Origin of the sequence: Marinicrinis sediminis (genome assembly GCF_042685085.1) — a bacterium.
GTDB lineage: Bacteria > Bacillota > Bacilli > Paenibacillales > KCTC-33676 > Marinicrinis > Marinicrinis sediminis.
The window spans coordinates 166583-183217 of sequence record NZ_JBHUMM010000002.1 but is presented as its reverse complement, the minus strand read 5'-3'; the positions used below and the strand labels follow the sequence as shown (position 1 = coordinate 183217).

Here is a 16635-nt window from a genome sequence, read left to right as displayed (position 1 = left end):
GAAAGCAAAGGGGAGACGTACCATGAATCAAGAGGCTAAAGTGCAAATGGCATTTGCCTGTTTGGCAATCGGTTGTATCGCCTTTATTCTATTGATTGATGGGTCAGTCTGGGTCCAGGGACTCGCGCTGGGATTGACTGCCGCGTTATGGTGGTATTGGATGAGAAGGAATCATCGAAATATCGTCCATCAGCATCATACCCATTACACGAAGCTGATGATGGACAAGAGCAAGTTGTTTGAAGATACATTCCGAATGCAGCGCCATGATTTATTGAATGATATCCAGTTGATCAAGGCGTATTTGCAGCTCGGCAAGCTGGAGCAGCTGGAACAGAGCATTGAAGCACTGCGGTTTCGTTTGATGGAGGAAAGCCTGATATTCAAGCTGGGCTGTCCGACCCTGGCTGCTGATCTGTATGCACTTAAATTAAACTGGAAATCCGGTGATCTGCATATTGCACTGGATCAGATCGAGAATCCGGTCGCGCAAATGAAAAATCCGGGAAAGGCAAGCGCGTTGATAGCCGATCTGGTCAAAACCGTGGCAGATCATTCCCGGTATACGATGGGTGAACTGAATGAGTGTGATTTACGGGTATCGAGGAGTGAGGCAGGTATCCGGCTGGAACTGGAATACATCGGAGAATTGGACTATCCGGGTATGAGGCAATCGTGGTCGAGACTGAAGGAACAGGCCAATGTGGAGAATGAATACCAGATGAATTGGGAATCCGAAGAGGATAGGGATCGGATGACCATTGATTTTCCATTGGCCAATTTGGATTGAGGTGAAGAGATGTTTGTAGACAAGACGAAAATATACATTAAAGGTGGAAACGGTGGAGACGGACTGATCTCTTTCCATCGCGAGAAATATGTGGCAGAAGGCGGCCCGGCAGGTGGAGACGGAGGAAAAGGCGGAGATGTGATCTTCCGAGTGGACGAAGGCTTGCGAACCCTGGTGGATTTCCGCTATCAGAAGCACTTCAAGGCCAAGAGAGGCGAAAAAGGCAAGCCGAAAAATCAGTATGGCGCCAATGCCGACAATATGGTTGTGCGAGTTCCGCCGGGTACGGTCATTGTCGATGATGACACCGGAGAAGTGGTGGCCGATCTCGTGGAGCATGGTCAGGAAGTAGTCGCTGCGAAGGGTGGACGTGGAGGACGAGGCAACGTTCGCTTTGCCACACCGAAGAACCCGGCTCCGTATATCGCTGAGAATGGCGAAGAGGGAGAAGAAAAATGGGTTGTGCTGGAATTGAAGGTGATGGCGGACGTGGGCCTGGTAGGCTTTCCGAGTGTCGGAAAATCGACCCTGCTGTCTGTCGTATCCGCAGCCAAGCCGAAGATTGCCTCCTATCATTTTACAACCCTGTCACCCAATCTGGGTGTCGTGCAGGTTGAGGAAGGGCGCAGCTTTGTCATGGCTGATCTGCCGGGACTGATTGAAGGGGCGAGTGAAGGCATCGGACTGGGTCACGAGTTCTTACGGCACATTGAGCGTACCCGTGTGATCCTGCATGTCATCGATATGGCGGCTACGGAAGGCAGAGATCCGTTTGACGATTACCTGAAAATCAATGACGAGTTGTATCGCTACAATGATAAGCTGGCGGAGCGACCTCAGATTATCGCGGCCAACAAGATGGACGTGCCGGAGGCGGAAGAACAGCTGGTTCAGTTCAAGCAGAAGCTGGCAGAGCAGGGCGGAGACACGCGCATTTTTCCGATTTCTGCGGTGGCCCAGCAGGGTGTGAGAGATATGATCTATCACCTGGCTGAACTGCTGGATCAACTTCCGCAGCAGGCCGTCGTTGAAGAAGTGGCAGAGACGGAAGAACGTAAGGTGTACCGGCTGGATCGCAAGGATGAAGGACCGGAGTTCACCATCCGTCGCGAAAATGATACCTTTGTTGTGGAAAGTGAGAAAATCGAGAACCTGCTGAAACGCAGCCAAATGAGTTCATATGATGCGGTGATACGCTTTGCCCACATTATGCGAAAAATGGGCGTAGACAAGGCGTTGCGCAATCGGGGAGCCGAGGATGGCATGATCATCCGCATCGGGGAATATGAATTTGAATTTGTGGAAAAAGAATAACGTCCATCCCTCCGGGTTCTTATTGTTCCTTGGAGGGATTTTTTTTGCGTGTGCCTATTGTCGAGTCCCGCATAATCCGCTATAATGTCCACTATACGAAAACAAGAGTCTTTCCAGAAAGGACGTTATCCAGTGACGGAAAAGCATACGGATCGGTATTATCTGGTTCGGGAAGATCTACTGCCGGAAGCCGTACTCAAAACGATAGAGGCCAAGGCTCTTCTGGCCCACAGTGAAGTTCAGACCGTTCACGAAGCCGTGGAGCGGGTGGGATTAAGCCGGAGTGCATTTTACAAGTACAAGGATGGCGTCTTCGAGCTCAATCACATGCAGCAGGAACGAATTGTGACGATCTCACTCGATCTGATGCACCGTTCGGGGATCCTTTCCCGGGTATTGTCGATGATCGCCGGACATTCGGGTAACGTACTGACGATTAACCAGACGATTCCTCTCCAGGGTATGGCCAATGTGGTCATGTCGGTCGATACATCGCAAATGGGTGCCCAGTGGTCGGCCCTGCTTCACGATCTGAAGGAGCAGGAAGGCGTCAAGCGTGTCCAGGTGGTTGGACAGGGTGCAGCTTCCTACTGAATCCTTTCAACGGAAAACTCGTTGCACAATCTTTTCCATCCGCGTTACAATGAGAGAGCAGCTTTGAAGAGAAACGTGAAGAAGCATGTCGAAAGCATGATCAGATAGATATACGAGATATGGGAGGCGTGGATATGAAACCAATCAAAGTGGGGATGCTTGGTCTCGGTACAGTGGGTACTGGAGTCATCCGGATCGTCGAAGGTCATCAGGATGATCTGCAGCGCAAGATCGGCTCTGCCGTGGAGATCGTGAAAGTTCTCGTCAAAGACAAGAACAAGCCAAGAGATGTAAGTTTGCCGGAAGAGGTCTTGACAGAAGATCCATATGAGGTGCTTCATCATCCGGAGATCGATGTGATTATTGAAGTGATGGGTGGAACGGGCCATGCGAAAACATGGATGATGGAAGCGCTCAGGCAGGGCAAGCAGGTGGTCACGGCCAACAAGGATCTGATGGCGACCAGTGGTTCCGAATTGATCGAAGAAGCTCGCAAACAGCAATGTGATGTCCTCTATGAAGCAAGTGTAGCGGGCGGAATCCCTATTTTGCGTACCATCGTGGAGGGCTTCTCCTCGGATCGCATTCAGAAGATGATGGGCATCGTGAACGGCACGACTAACTATATCCTGACGAAGATGAGCCAGGAGGGCGCGAGCTACGATGATGTGCTGGCAGAGGCGCAAGCGCTCGGCTATGCCGAAGCGGACCCTACCTCTGATGTAGAGGGACTGGATGCGGCATACAAGATGGCGATACTGGGTACGCTTGGTTTCCATACGAACGTATCGATGGATGATGTCACCGTGAAAGGGATCACGAGCGTCACCAAGGAAGATATCCAGTACGGCAAACGACTCGGCTATGAAGTGAAGCTGCTCGGAATTGCGGAACGTCAGGATGATTCGATCAGTCTGACGGTACAGCCCACCATGGTGAAGGCGACGCATCCGCTTGCTTCCGTCAACGGGGTATTCAATGCCGTGTATGTATACGGGGAAGCAGTTGGTGAGACGATGTTTTACGGACCGGGCGCGGGTGAGATGCCAACCGCTACCTCCGTTGTCGCGGATTTGGTTGCCGTATGCAAAAACATCAAGCTGGGCGTCAGTGGCAAGACCGGCGCCGTTGCCTATAAGGAAAAGAAGCTGAAGACAGATCAGCAAATCTCATGCAAAAACTTCCTGCTCCTGCACGTAGCCGACAAGGCGGGTGTACTAGCCAGGATTACCGAGATTTTCGCGCAGCATGAGGTCAGTCTGGAATCGGTGCTCCAGCATCCGAACCAGCATAATCCGGCGGCCGAAATCATTATCATTACGCATGATGCCACCAAGGCGAGCATGAATAACGTCTTGGAGACGCTGGACGGATTGGATGTCGTCCACGAAATTCGCAGTGTCTACCGCGTAGAAGGCTAACGTCAAAGTATATCATTGGACAATTAATCAATTGTAAATCATACAGATTGCAAAAGTAATCATTCATTCAACGCCCAAACAGAAAGGAATTCGATTCATGAGATATCCAGGACTATTAGAAACTTACCGTTCGTTGCTTCCGATTACTGAAAAAACACCGATGCTGTCATTGCATGAAGGCAATACACCTCTCTTTCATGGAGAGAAAATTTCCGACATGCTGAATATGGACGTTTATTTCAAATATGAAGGGTTGAATCCAACTGGTTCCTTCAAGGACCGTGGCATGGTGATGGCGGTTGCCAAAGCAATGGAGGAAGGCAGCAATACCATTATGTGTGCATCCACAGGCAACACATCCGCTGCCGCTGCCGCTTATGCAGCCAGAGGCGGATTGAACTGTATCGTCTTGATTCCGAACAACAACATTGCCCTCGGTAAACTGGCTCAGGCGATGATTTATGGCGCGAAGGTTATCGCAATCGAAGGCAACTTCGACCGTGCGCTGGAAATCGTGCGCGACATTACTGCCAAACATCCGATTACGCTGGTCAATTCCGTCAATCCGTATCGGATCGAGGGTCAGAAAACAGCAGCCTTTGAAGTGTGTGACCAACTGGGTCATGCGCCGGACTATCTGGCAATCCCGGTAGGGAATGCGGGCAACATCACGGCCTATTGGAAAGGATTCAAGGAATATCACGCTCAAGGCAAATCCAGCAGCTTGCCGAAGATGATCGGCTTTGAGGCGGAAGGCGCTATGGCGATTGTCAAAGGCGAGCCAATCAAAAATCCGGAGACGCTGGCGACCGCGATTCGCATCGGCAATCCGGCCAGCTGGGATGGAGCCGTACAGGCAGCAAACGAGTCCGGCGGACAAATCAACTACGTGACGGATGATGAGATTCTGGATGCGTACCGTTTACTTGCACGCACAGAGGGAATCTTTGCGGAACCGGCTTCTGCAGCTTCTCTCGCGGGCTTGATGAAGCTGCACAAGCAAGGGCAGTTTAAGAAAGGGGATTCCGCGGTTTGCGTCCTGACCGGAAACGGCCTGAAAGACCCGAACAATGCGATTGAAGCGGTGGCAGCGGAACCGCTCGTTGTAGAAGATACAGAAACTGCGGTTATGCAGGCGATTGAGAAACTGGGTGGACGGGAATGAGTCGGAACAACGTCTTGGTCAGGGTGCCTGCCAGCACCGCTAATATGGGGCCGGGATTTGATTCCTTGGGACTGGCCCTCCCCCAATATTTATGGGTTCGCATGTCGATAAGTGAACACACGGCTATACGGTTGCACGGGGATCATTTGAACGGTATCCCGACGACGAAGTCGAATCTGATTTACAAGATGGCGCAGCAGGTATTTGACAAGGTGGGCTTTCAGCAACCTGAGCTGGACCTGGATGTATACAGCGACATTCCGCTAACGAGAGGCATGGGCAGTTCGGCTGCCGCTATCATTGCCGGACTGGTTGCGGCTAACGAGCTGTCAGGAGCTACCCTGTCCGACGACGAGCTGTTTCAAATGGCAGCGATGAAGGAAGGTCATCCAGACAATGTAGGCGCAGCGCTCTATGGGGGCATGGTTGTCACGTCGATGGATGAGGACCGTGCATCTGTGGTCCGTTTGTCTCCACCTTCTGATCTGGCCTGCCTGCTTGTCGTCCCTGATTTTCAACTTTCAACCGAAAAGGCCAGAACCGTCCTTCCGGCTCAATTCTCGCGGGAAGATGCGGTCTATAATGTCAGTCACGCTTCCCTGCTGGTTGCCGCTATGGCTACCGGAGAGCTGGAACTGATTGCAACCGGCATGCAAGATCGCTTGCATCAGCCTTACCGGTCTTCACTCGTCCCCGGGATGGAAGAGATCCTGAGCTCGGCGACCTCCTATGGGGCGCTTGGCGTAGCCCTGAGCGGTGCAGGACCTACCTTGATCGCCTTTTTGCGTGCAGACAGTTCCCGACGTGAGGAGCTGGAGCGCTTTATGCTGGGGAGATTGCATCAGGAAGGCATTGCGGCAGAGGCGTACTTGCTCCGACCTGATGGTCAAGGGGTGTACGTGGTGGAAGATCCGAGCGCTGAGCCGCATCCATTTGATGCAAGCAAGGGGGAGATTCATTCATGCTGAAGGTCGCTTATTTAGGTCCTGAGGGAACGGTGTCCGAAGAATCTGCCCGCTATTTTTTTCAAGGCAAGGACGTTGCCTTCATTCCGTACAAAATTATTGGAGATGTTTTCGCCGCTACTTCCAAAGGCGAAACCGATCTGAGTGTCATCCCGATCGAGAATACGATTGATGGCTCGGTCAGTCTTCATCTGGATATGCTGGTGCACGACAATGAATTGCCGATTGCCGCAGAATGGGTGTATCCGTCTATCCAGAACCTGATTGGCATTGCCCAGGATGGTGAATGGGACATGCAGCGAATCAAGCGGGTGATCTCTCATCCGGTTGCCGTCGGTCAGTGTCGCGCTTTTATCAAGGAACATCTGCCTCATGCCGAGATTGAGACCGTCAGCAGTACCGCTGAAGGCGTGAGGATGGTTCAGGAATACGGACAGCCGGACATCGCGGCTATTGCGACCCAGCTGGCTGCGCGAAAATATGGCCTGTCCATTCTGCAGCCGACCATTCAGGATCATCATAATAACTTCACCCGGTTTCTGCTGGTGGGCAGCAAGCCTCCGAAACGAGATTCGCAGGGAAAGGTAAAAACGACGATCATGATTACACTGCCAGAAGATTACCCGGGAGCATTGCACCAGGTGCTGTCGGCCTTTGCCTGGAGGAGAATCAACCTGTCGCGCATCGAATCCAGACCTACCAAGAAGAAACTGGGCAGCTACTTCTTCTTCATTGACATCGAAGAAACGCTGGACTCGGTTCTGCTCCCGGCTGCGATTCAGGAAATTGAAGCCATTGGGTGCCAGGTGCGCATATTTGGCTCCTATATGAGTTATCGCTATGAAAGAGAACAATCGGAGGTGTAGTGCCCATGGCACAGGTTATTTACTTAAATGGAGAATTTGTAAGCAAAGAGGATGCAAAGGTATCCGTGTATGATCACGGTTTTTTATACGGGGACGGCATTTTCGAAGGGATTCGCATCTATGAGGGCAACATCTTCAAATGTGATGAGCATCTGCAGCGGTTGTATGACTCTGCCAAATCGATCATGCTTGACATTCCGCTCAGCTACGAAGAGATGGAGCAGGCACTTGTTGAAACCGTGAAGCGCAATCAGCTGAAAAACGGGTATATCCGTCTGATCGTTTCCAGAGGAGCGGGCAACCTGGGTCTTGACCCTCGCCGATGCCCTGTAGCCAATGTGATCATCATTGTCGAGCAGCTGGCCATTTACAAGGAAGAGGACTACTTGAACGGCTTGAAGATCGTCTCGGTGTCAACGCGGCGCAATGTCCCGGATGCCCTGAACCCGAAGATCAAGTCACTTAATTACCTGAACAATATCCTCGTTAAAATTCAGGCAAACCTTGCTGGTGTCGGGGAAGCGCTGATGCTGAACAGCCAGGGTTATGTGGCAGAAGGATCTGGAGACAACATTTTCATCGTGAAAAATGGTGTGCTCACCACTCCGCCTAGCTATGTCGGAGCGTTAGAAGGAATTACACGGGCCGTGATAATGGAACTGTGTGAGCAGCTTGGCTATAAAGTGAAGGAAGAACCATTTGCTCTGCATGACGTGTATGTGGCGGATGAGGTGTTTCTGACCGGAACGGCAGCGGAGGTCATTGCCGTTCGCGAGGTCGATGCACGCATCATCGGTGAAGGAGCAGCGGGCCCGATTACGACGCACCTGTTGCAGGAATTCCGCAAAATTGTTCATGTAGACGGGGTCAAAGTACCGTATTAATTTGGAGCCCGCCAGGGATCGATCAAAGCTTCTCGGCTATCAAACCGATGAAGCTTTATTTTTTTGAGGTCAAATGCCCGGTTCGTGCATAGATATGGATTAGAAGGATCTATGCATCGAACAGGAGGTCGTATACCTTGAAAATTCATATTGTGAAAAACGGAGAACACTTGGCGCAATTGAGTGAAAAGTACGGAATAGAGAGCGAACGCCTGCTGACCTATAATCCGCATGTGCGGGATGGTCTGGCTCCGGGAATGAAGGTGAAAATTCCTGCTTTTTCCGAACAACTTGTCCTGACAAAAAGCACCCAGCGCGCTCGCATTCAGTCCACTGCATCGTCGGATCGGGACTCAGACGATGCGGACTCGGATGCACAGGATGAGGAACTGTATGCATTCGAATCCCTTGATGAAGAATACGATGAGCACCATCAGGATGAGGAAGCCGACAGCGAGGAGGAAGCCTCAGCGGTAAAACCGAAAGAGAAGCCTTCAGACAAGGATCAGCAAGAAGCATCTGATTCGTCCCCGGGAGAGGGTTATGCGACGCCACCGACTTCGTTCTATGATTTTCCCTGGGTGCTCGACGGCAGTCAGCACAGGCAGCAGGCCCCTTCGTTCTTTTCGTGGGCGCCTGCTCCGCTTCAGCCCCGTGCCCAGTCATCTCACCAACCGACAGGGAGCGAAGCGGGTCAGTCCTATTCCTCATATCCAGTCGATCATCAATTTCCCATGCAAGCCAACCCGCCTGGACATCCTGTGTATCCGTTCACGGCGCCGCCAGGTACAGGGGGACCCGGACAGCCTCCTTCCGTACCGAACTTCATGATGCCACCAACGCCGCAGCCGATTCACGAATGGTCCTGGGCTCCGGGCTATGCTCCGCACCATCCATCGCAATCTCCCTTCAACCAGGAGGAAGAGGGGGCGGCAGAATCAGAGGGTGAGGAGGAGCATTCAGCTCATAAATCCAAGGATGCAAAAGGCAAAAAATCTGGAAAAACCAGCAAACTCTCTTCCTCAGAAAAGAAGCCGCATCGAAAGAGCAAGGCGAAGAAAAATTGGCACATCCGCACGGATTTGATTGACCAGGATCGGAAACGAAAAGCTAGCCAACCCTGGATGAATATATGAATCACATGCATACCCTTCCTCCACTCTGGTAAAAATACGTATCAAATACCTTAGACCAGACCGAGCAGGTCATGGGTGGATGGAAGGTGATTGAGGTGTTTGATTCCAGATGGCTGAAGCAGCTGAAAAAGAAATTAAAAAACAAACGACGCCGCTGGGCACTCATGATTGGCGTTAGTGGTTGTCTGCTCGTGTGCGGGTTTGTGGTATGGTCAGCCTCTGATGCGATGGATCGTGATCGGGCTGTCATGGCTCCTTATTCATCTGCAGAAGAGAAGACCGTATATTTACATAAGGAGTATGTATGCGGAGAAGAAAAACAGTTGCTTGGCCAATTGAACGAAGCGGAAATGGATGAAATCAGGCAGGCTCATGACGATTGGGAGATGATGGAAACCAAGAGTGGGGAGATCATCTTCAGGCAGAAAGTAGAGGCCCTGTCCCCAGCTTGCAAGCAGTTTGGTTTTTTTGGCATCGATGAAGAGGGAAACCTGTCACTGTTCTATGGTCCTCCTTCTGATGAGCAAGTGATGCGGACCTTTTTCCAGATTGACATTGAATATCTGGAGAGCAGTTTGCCGCAAGCCACCGTTTTGCAGCTCTATGACGGGATTCCGGTTCGGGATCTGGAGGAATATGAGAGTGTGCTCTCGACTTTCAGTGATTATGCCGTAGAGGTTTTTCCCGAGGAAGAGCTGTGAGAAACAAGGACCGGAAGGTAGAGCATGATCGTTAGCATACAAGCTGAGAAAGAGTACGATTGCGTGAGAGGAACGATTCCTGCGCAACGTACTCTTTTTTGCTGCCTGTTTAGATTCTTGGCACTAGGTCACTTAACCCTCGACCCCTTATAGACTTATTTGCTATAATGTTAGGGAGGATACATATGTTCGCTTGTGGACAGGGAGAGGGAGGGACAGGCATGAGGATATTAGGCATCGATCCCGGCATTGCCATCGTTGGATTTGGCTTTGTCGATAAAAAAGGGAATCAGCTCTCTCCAGTGCAGTATGGGTGCATACAGACCGAAGCGCATACAGAGTCGGGAGAACGGCTCAAGCAAATCTATGAAGCAGTCTGTGAACTGATGGATCGATATCAGCCGGATGAAATTGCCGTAGAGAAACTGTTTTTTAATCGGAATGTCACGACCGCGTTTGCAGTCGGACAGGCTCGGGGAGTCGTGCTGCTGGCTGCTGCACAAAGAGGTGTGAACATAGCGGAATACACCCCCTTGCAAGTCAAGCAGGCGGTCGTTGGATATGGCAAGGCAGAGAAAAAACAGGTGCAGGAGATGGTGAAGATGATACTGAAGCTGCGGGTTGTCCCCAAACCGGACGATGTGGCTGATGCGCTCGCGATCGCCATTTGTCATGCGCACACTGCGCAAGTAACCTGGAAAATAAATGAGGGAAGCGCCAAATGATTGATTTTTTAAGAGGAACCGCGGTATATACAGAGTCGGATCATGTTGTGCTGGATGTTCATGGCGTGGGCTATCGGGCCTATTGTCCGAACCCGTACCAGTTCCAGACAGGCAAGGAATATACGGTTTACATGCATCATCATGTGCGGGAGGACGCCATATTGCTCTATGGATTCGGCACCAGGGAGGAGCAGAAGCTGTTCCGCACGCTGCTGGATGTCAATGGCATTGGGCCGAGAGTCGCACTGGGCATGCTTGCAGGAAGCAGGCCGGAAGCGGTAATTGCGGCGATCCAGCAGGAAAATGTGACCTTCCTGACGAAGCTTCCGGGTATCGGCAAGAAAACCGCGCAGCGCATATTGCTGGATTTGAAGGATAAGGTGGGGAGCCTCTATGATAGCGACGCAGGGATTGGTGATTTCGCTGAACTGCGGTCATTAAATGACCCTGATTTGCAAGATCCGTCTTCCAACTGGGCAGGCGCGAGGGAAGGCTTGCTGGCGCTTGGATTTTCGGATGAAGAAATTCGGGAGGCCTGGCGGAAACTGCAAGCTGAAATCTCAGCTGACGCTTCTGTCGATCAATTGATGAAACAGGCATTGAAGCAGCTGTACAAGGCATAGAGGAAGGGAGGCAGCTATGGACGAACGCATTATATCGGCAAACCTCATGATGGAGGATCAGCCGGTTGAATACAGCTTGAGGCCTCGCTATTTATCGGAATACATCGGTCAGGCGCAGGCAAAGGAAAATTTGAAAGTCTATATCGAAGCGGCCAAGCAGCGGGAAGAAGCACTCGACCATGTGCTGCTCTACGGCCCTCCAGGACTTGGCAAAACGACATTGTCGAATATTATTGCCAACGAACTGGGTGTCAATATACGAACCACTTCCGGGCCGGCGATTGAAAGACCGGGTGATCTGGCAGCGATTTTGACGAACTTGCAGGAGAATGATGTTCTCTTTATTGACGAGATCCATCGGCTGAATCGTTCCGTGGAGGAAGTGCTGTACCCGGCGATGGAGGATTATGCGCTGGATATCATTATCGGCAAGGGACCGAGTGCGCGTTCGGTACGGCTGGATCTTCCGCCGTTTACACTCATTGGTGCTACCACGCGCGTTGGATTGCTCTCGTCACCACTCAGAGACCGTTTCGGTGTCGTGAGCAGACTGGAATATTATACGGTCGACGAGTTGAGCTTTATTGTGTCACGGGCTGCGGACATCATGCAGGTTCATATCGATGAGGAAGCATCGATCGAGATTGGACGGCGTTCGCGTGGCACCCCGAGGATTGCCAACCGCTTACTGAAGCGGGTTCGGGACTTTGCCCAGGTGAAGGGCGACGGCCGGATTACGACTGAACTAGCAGAAGCTTCCTTGGAGCGACTGCAGGTTGATCCGCTTGGACTGGATCATATTGACCACAAAATGCTGGAAGCCATTATCAAGAGTTTCAGAGGCGGACCTGTCGGCCTCGATACCATTGCAGCTACCATTGGGGAAGAAAGCCAGACGATTGAAGATGTCTATGAACCGTATTTGTTGCAGATCGGATTTTTGCAGCGGACACCGCGAGGAAGGATGGTCACGGCTGCCGCATACCATCACCTGGGACTCGCGATGCCGAAAGACTAACTCATCCAGGATGACTTGATGAGCCATGGGAGGAACCAAGCTTATGTTGAAACGACTGCATGTTCGTCCGTTCGGATTTGTCGCACTTTGTCTGATGATGTTGTTTAGTACGATCGGGTCCCCACTGCAATCGGCTGCAGCGGCCGTACCTTCGCTGGAGGAGATCAGGGTGAGCCTGTTTATCGCCAAGCGGGGCAGTGTGCCAGCAGCTACTTTTCAATCCCAGAGTACCTTGTCGGTCGGACGCAAGGCGTCGGACGGTTACCGTCCCTGGATGTCCCTGTCCAAAGCATTTCGCGTCAGTGGCGATCAGTGGATGGTGAAAGTGGAAAGTTCTACGGATGCGAATCGGATGACGCAATTGCAAACGGCGATTCAGACTGCGGTTCCTGAAGCTTTTGTTTTTTCAACGACGCTAAACGGAAAAACGACGTATTCCCTTTATGCAGGCATGTACAAGGACGAGACTGCCGCTACAGCTGCCGCTCAGAAGCTGGGCCAGCACAGCAGTGTCCAGGGCAAGAACCTGAAGGTCACCGGTCCCAAGCGATTGATGGGTGGAAGCTATAGCAGCGAGGCTGAAGCGCTCAAGCAGCAAGCCAGCTTTGCAGCCGCAGGCTTTGTCAGTCATGTTGCCGTTCATGAAGAGGCAGGTGGCTCGATCCAATATACAGTCGTGGTAGGGGAGGAGTCTTCTTCCGGCAAGCTGACTGAACTCAGCAGCCAAGTCAGCGCGGCCATGTCCGGCGTGAAGCTGAACGCCTGGTCCCCACCTTCGACGGGGTATGCGCTCAAAAGAACGGAAAGAACATCCGGTGGATCGACCGTCGATCACATCCAGTTCCATATCGAAAATACGAAAATGTGGATACAGCCGACCGATGATTCCATCGTCCTGAAAGAACGCTACAATCGTACCTATCGTGGAAATATGGAAGTGAGTATGTATGAGGGGCAGTTGGCGGTGATCAACCAGCTCCCTTTCGAGAAATATTTGTACTCGGTTGTAGGGACAGAGATGAGTGGCAGCTGGCCAATCGAAGCGCTCAAGGCACAGGCCGTAGCCGCCAGAACGTATGCGCTGGGTCAAGGTATGAAGTATCAGATCGCGCATATATCGGACACGACCTACGATCAGGCCTATTACGGCCTCACGAGAGAAACGAGCCAGACTATCAAGGCAGTGGATGCCACACGCGGGGAAGTGTTGACAGACAAGTCCGGGAAACTGATTACCCCTTTCTATTCCTCCAATGCCGGGGGAATGACAGCGGACCCGACTGAAATCTGGGGCAATGATGTGCCGTATTTGAAGAGCATCCCGAGTCCGGATGATGATCCACAGGAAGGGTTGCTGGACTGGTACCGCATCTCCATGCCGAGCGGTCAGATTGGCTATATTCGCTCGGATCTGCTGAAGGCCACGGGCAGGACCAATCCGGCCGGCTTCCCAATTTACACGCCTAATGGCTCGAATATTAACGTTCGACCGGCTCCTTATGTTCCGTATATTCAAAACGACAATGCCCCTATCGCCCAGGTCAATCAGGGAGATTCGCTTGTCGTATTTGAAAAAACAACGGAGTCCAACGTCTATCATTGGATCAAGGGTCCGTATGGCAGTCAGGAGCTGCTTGCTAAGCTCAACGCCAAACTGAAGAACCCGATCTCGGGTGACCTGCGCTCGCTGGAAGTGACGAAGCGAGGAGAATCAGGGCGGGTGCTGGAAGTGGAGGCGAACGGTCAGTTGCTGGATGTGAGCTACCCCGACCAGTATCGCTCACTGCTTGATGGCTTGCTGAGCACTCGTTTTGAGATTGAAGAGACGGGACGGTTTTATGCAGTAGGAGCCAATGGCACCTCGAAAGAGCTGCATGGCAATGCCGGGCTGCACGTCGTCGGTGCTTCTGGCAAAACCGAGAAGATTACGAATGCTAACTTTTTTGCCGTTAACGAAGCCCAGGAAGCAGGGTTGCTCACCAAAGATCACCAGTACCGATTCGTCGGATACGGTTTCGGTCACGGTCTGGGCATGTCTCAGTATGGGGCCAAGGAACTTGCGGAATTTATGGGGTATGACTACAAGCAGATTCTCAAATACTATTATCAGGATGTATCCATTGTAAAGGGCTGAACAAGATGCAAGTAGATTTATTTGATTTTGACTTACCGGAAGAACTCATTGCTCAAACCCCGTTGAAGGAACGAACGGGCTCCAGACTGCTGGTTATGGACCGCCAGTCCGGACAGGTTGCACACCGGGCATTTACAGATTTGCTGAGCCATATGCGTAAAGGCGATGTACTCGTGTTAAATGATACAAAAGTGATTCCCGCCCGGTTGCTGGGTACGAAGACCGAAACCGGCGCCAAAGTAGAGATATTGCTGCTGAAGCAGGAAGAAGGCGATCGCTGGGAAGTCCTTGCGAAACCAGCTAAACGCGTCAAAAAAGGCACAGAGATTGTCTTTGGAGAAGAGGCTGACGGAAAGCCTCTTCTTCGTGCGAAGGTAGAAGAAGAAATGGAGATGGGCGGCAGACGGATTCAGTTTTCTTACTCGGGTATCTTCCATGAAATCCTGGATCAGCTCGGTCAAATGCCGTTGCCTCCCTATATCAAGGAACAGCTCTCAGAGCGAGATCGGTATCAGACGGTTTATGCCGAACACCGTGGTTCTGCAGCGGCACCGACAGCCGGTCTGCATTTCACGTCAGACTTTCTCCGGGCGCTTCAGGAAAAAGGGGTAGAGATTACCACGGTCACACTTCATGTTGGACTGGGAACGTTTCGCCCTGTATCTGTCGAGACGGTAGAAGCCCATAGCATGCATGCTGAGTATTATCAGATTACAGCGGAAAGTGCGGCGGTGATAGCCAGGGCGAAGCAGGAAGGACGGCGCGTGCTTGCTGTTGGTACTACTGCGGCGAGAACGCTGGAGACGCTTGGTCAGCGGTTTGGCGGAAGCAGGCTGGAGGCATGCAGTGGCTGGACGGATATCTTTATTTATCCCGGCTATTCCTTTCAGATCGTAGATGGTATTTTGACCAATTTTCACTTGCCCAAATCCACACTGGTGATGATGATCAGTGCTTTTGCCGGGCGGGAGCATGTTCTGCATGCCTATGAGGAAGCGGTTCGTGAACGCTATCGTTTCTTCAGCTTCGGGGATGCGATGTTCATTGCCGATCTGTAAATCAGGCAGGCGTGGAATCCTCACGCATTCAACTTGGATAAAGAAAAAGGAGTCTTAAACCCATATGGCCGTACATTATGAACATATTAAAACCTGCAAGCAAAGCGGTGCCCGGCTAGGCAAGCTGCACACCCCTCATGGCACCATCGACACCCCTGTATTTATGCCTGTCGGCACACAGGCGACTGTCAAATCCATGAGTCCGGAAGAGGTCAAGGATCTGGGTGCCCAGATCATCCTGAGCAACACCTATCACCTGTTTCTTCGTCCTGGTCATGAGCTGGTCAAGCGGGCAGGCGGCCTGCATTCATTCATGAACTGGGATCGAGCGATCCTGACAGACAGCGGCGGATTTCAGGTGTTCAGCTTAAGTGAGATGCGGAAGATTACAGAGGAAGGGGTTCATTTCCGTTCCCATCTCAACGGAGACAAGCTGTTTATTTCTCCGGAGATCGCGATGGAAATTCAGAATGCCCTCGGCGCGGACATTATGATGGCCTTTGATGAATGTCCACCGTTTCCGGCTGAATATGACTATATTAAAGCGTCCACGGAACGGACGACCCGCTGGGCGGAGCGCTGTCTGAAAAGCCATGCCCGTACACAGGATCAGGCACTGTTTGGCATTGTCCAGGGCGGCATGCATGCAGACCTGCGCAAGATGAGCGCACAGGATCTTGTTTCTATGGACTTTCCAGGCTATGCGATCGGCGGTCTGAGTGTTGGAGAACCGAAGGATATCATGTATCGCGTGCTGGAGGACACAGTGCCGTTTCTGCCCTTTGAGAAGCCGAGATATCTGATGGGAGTTGGTTCCCCAGATGCGCTGCTGGAGGGAGCCATTCGCGGAATTGACATGTTTGATTGCGTACTTCCTACCCGCATTGCCCGCAACGGGACAGTCATGACCAGTCAGGGACGCCTGGTTGTACGCAATGCGAAATTCACAGACGACTTTGGGCCACTCGATCCGAATTGCGACTGTTATACCTGTCAGCATTACAGTCGTGCCTATATCCGGCACCTCATGAAAGCCGACGAGATGTTCGGTGTTCGACTTACGACTTATCATAATCTATATTTTTTGGTACAATTGATGAATCGTGTGCGACAAGCCATTTCGGAAGATCGTTTGCTGGATTTCAGAGATGAATTTTTTGAGCAATACGGATTGAACAAGGAAGGCAGCAGAGGCTTCTGAAGAAACAGGCTGAATCGAACGGAATTTTTGGAAAGGGGGG

General features: G+C 51.7%; 16 protein-coding genes. All 16 read left to right on the top strand.

What is annotated here, in order from left to right; translation table 11 throughout:
• Positions 1–22 precede the first annotated feature (22 nt).
• On the top strand, positions 23–790 hold the full coding sequence (locus ACFSUC_RS02480) for a Spo0B domain-containing protein (protein WP_379927862.1): 768 nt from the start codon (positions 23–25) through the stop codon (positions 788–790).
• 9 nt (positions 791–799) lie between these two features.
• Positions 800–2104: a GTPase ObgE gene (obgE, locus tag ACFSUC_RS02475; protein WP_379927861.1), complete on the top strand. Its 1305-nt coding sequence runs from the start codon at positions 800–802 to the stop codon at positions 2102–2104.
• Between the two features lie 132 nt (positions 2105–2236).
• Complete coding sequence (locus ACFSUC_RS02470; protein ID WP_379927859.1) at positions 2237–2698, top strand: ACT domain-containing protein; 462 nt, start codon at positions 2237–2239, stop codon at positions 2696–2698.
• Between the two features lie 134 nt (positions 2699–2832).
• Positions 2833–4119 (top strand): homoserine dehydrogenase, encoded by a 1287-nt coding sequence (locus ACFSUC_RS02465; protein ID WP_379927858.1) that lies wholly within the window; start codon positions 2833–2835, stop codon positions 4117–4119.
• A 97-nt stretch (positions 4120–4216) separates the two neighbouring features.
• Complete coding sequence (thrC, locus tag ACFSUC_RS02460) at positions 4217–5284, top strand: threonine synthase (protein WP_379927857.1); 1068 nt, start codon at positions 4217–4219, stop codon at positions 5282–5284.
• Positions 5281–6252: a homoserine kinase gene (thrB, locus tag ACFSUC_RS02455; RefSeq protein ID WP_379927856.1), complete on the top strand. Its 972-nt coding sequence runs from the start codon at positions 5281–5283 to the stop codon at positions 6250–6252. The genes thrC and thrB overlap by 4 nt, the downstream gene beginning before the upstream one ends.
• On the top strand, positions 6246–7115 hold the full coding sequence (gene pheA, locus ACFSUC_RS02450; protein ID WP_379927854.1) for a prephenate dehydratase: 870 nt from the start codon (positions 6246–6248) through the stop codon (positions 7113–7115). The genes thrB and pheA overlap by 7 nt, the downstream gene beginning before the upstream one ends.
• A gap of 5 nt (positions 7116–7120) precedes the next feature.
• Positions 7121–7999, top strand: coding sequence for a branched-chain-amino-acid transaminase (ilvE, locus tag ACFSUC_RS02445; RefSeq protein WP_379927853.1), 879 nt, complete (start codon positions 7121–7123; stop codon positions 7997–7999).
• Between the two features lie 137 nt (positions 8000–8136).
• On the top strand, positions 8137–9135 hold the full coding sequence (locus ACFSUC_RS02440) for a LysM peptidoglycan-binding domain-containing protein (RefSeq protein WP_379927851.1): 999 nt from the start codon (positions 8137–8139) through the stop codon (positions 9133–9135).
• A gap of 71 nt (positions 9136–9206) precedes the next feature.
• The gene (locus tag ACFSUC_RS02435) at positions 9207–9836 is read left to right on the top strand and encodes a BofC C-terminal domain-containing protein (RefSeq protein ID WP_379927850.1); all 630 of its coding nucleotides are present in this window, start codon (positions 9207–9209) and stop codon (positions 9834–9836) included.
• 221 nt (positions 9837–10057) lie between these two features.
• Complete coding sequence (gene ruvC / locus ACFSUC_RS02430; protein WP_379927849.1) at positions 10058–10561, top strand: crossover junction endodeoxyribonuclease RuvC; 504 nt, start codon at positions 10058–10060, stop codon at positions 10559–10561.
• Positions 10558–11184 carry a Holliday junction branch migration protein RuvA gene (ruvA, locus tag ACFSUC_RS02425; RefSeq protein WP_379927848.1) on the top strand — a complete coding sequence of 209 codons (627 nt, stop codon included), beginning with the start codon at positions 10558–10560 and terminating at the stop codon, positions 11182–11184. Before ruvC ends, ruvA begins: the two co-directional genes overlap by 4 nt.
• 16 nt (positions 11185–11200) lie before the next feature.
• On the top strand, positions 11201–12202 hold the full coding sequence (ruvB, locus tag ACFSUC_RS02420) for a Holliday junction branch migration DNA helicase RuvB (protein WP_379927847.1): 1002 nt from the start codon (positions 11201–11203) through the stop codon (positions 12200–12202).
• A 43-nt stretch (positions 12203–12245) separates the two neighbouring features.
• The gene (locus ACFSUC_RS02415) at positions 12246–14336 is read left to right on the top strand and encodes a SpoIID/LytB domain-containing protein (protein WP_379927846.1); all 2091 of its coding nucleotides are present in this window, start codon (positions 12246–12248) and stop codon (positions 14334–14336) included.
• A gap of 5 nt (positions 14337–14341) precedes the next feature.
• Positions 14342–15394, top strand: a complete 1053-nt coding sequence (queA, locus tag ACFSUC_RS02410; protein WP_379927845.1) for a tRNA preQ1(34) S-adenosylmethionine ribosyltransferase-isomerase QueA — start codon at positions 14342–14344, stop codon at positions 15392–15394.
• Positions 15395–15458: 64 nt separating this feature from the next.
• Positions 15459–16595, top strand: a complete 1137-nt coding sequence (tgt, locus tag ACFSUC_RS02405) for a tRNA guanosine(34) transglycosylase Tgt (RefSeq protein WP_379927844.1) — start codon at positions 15459–15461, stop codon at positions 16593–16595.
• Positions 16596–16635: the final 40 nt, after the last annotated feature.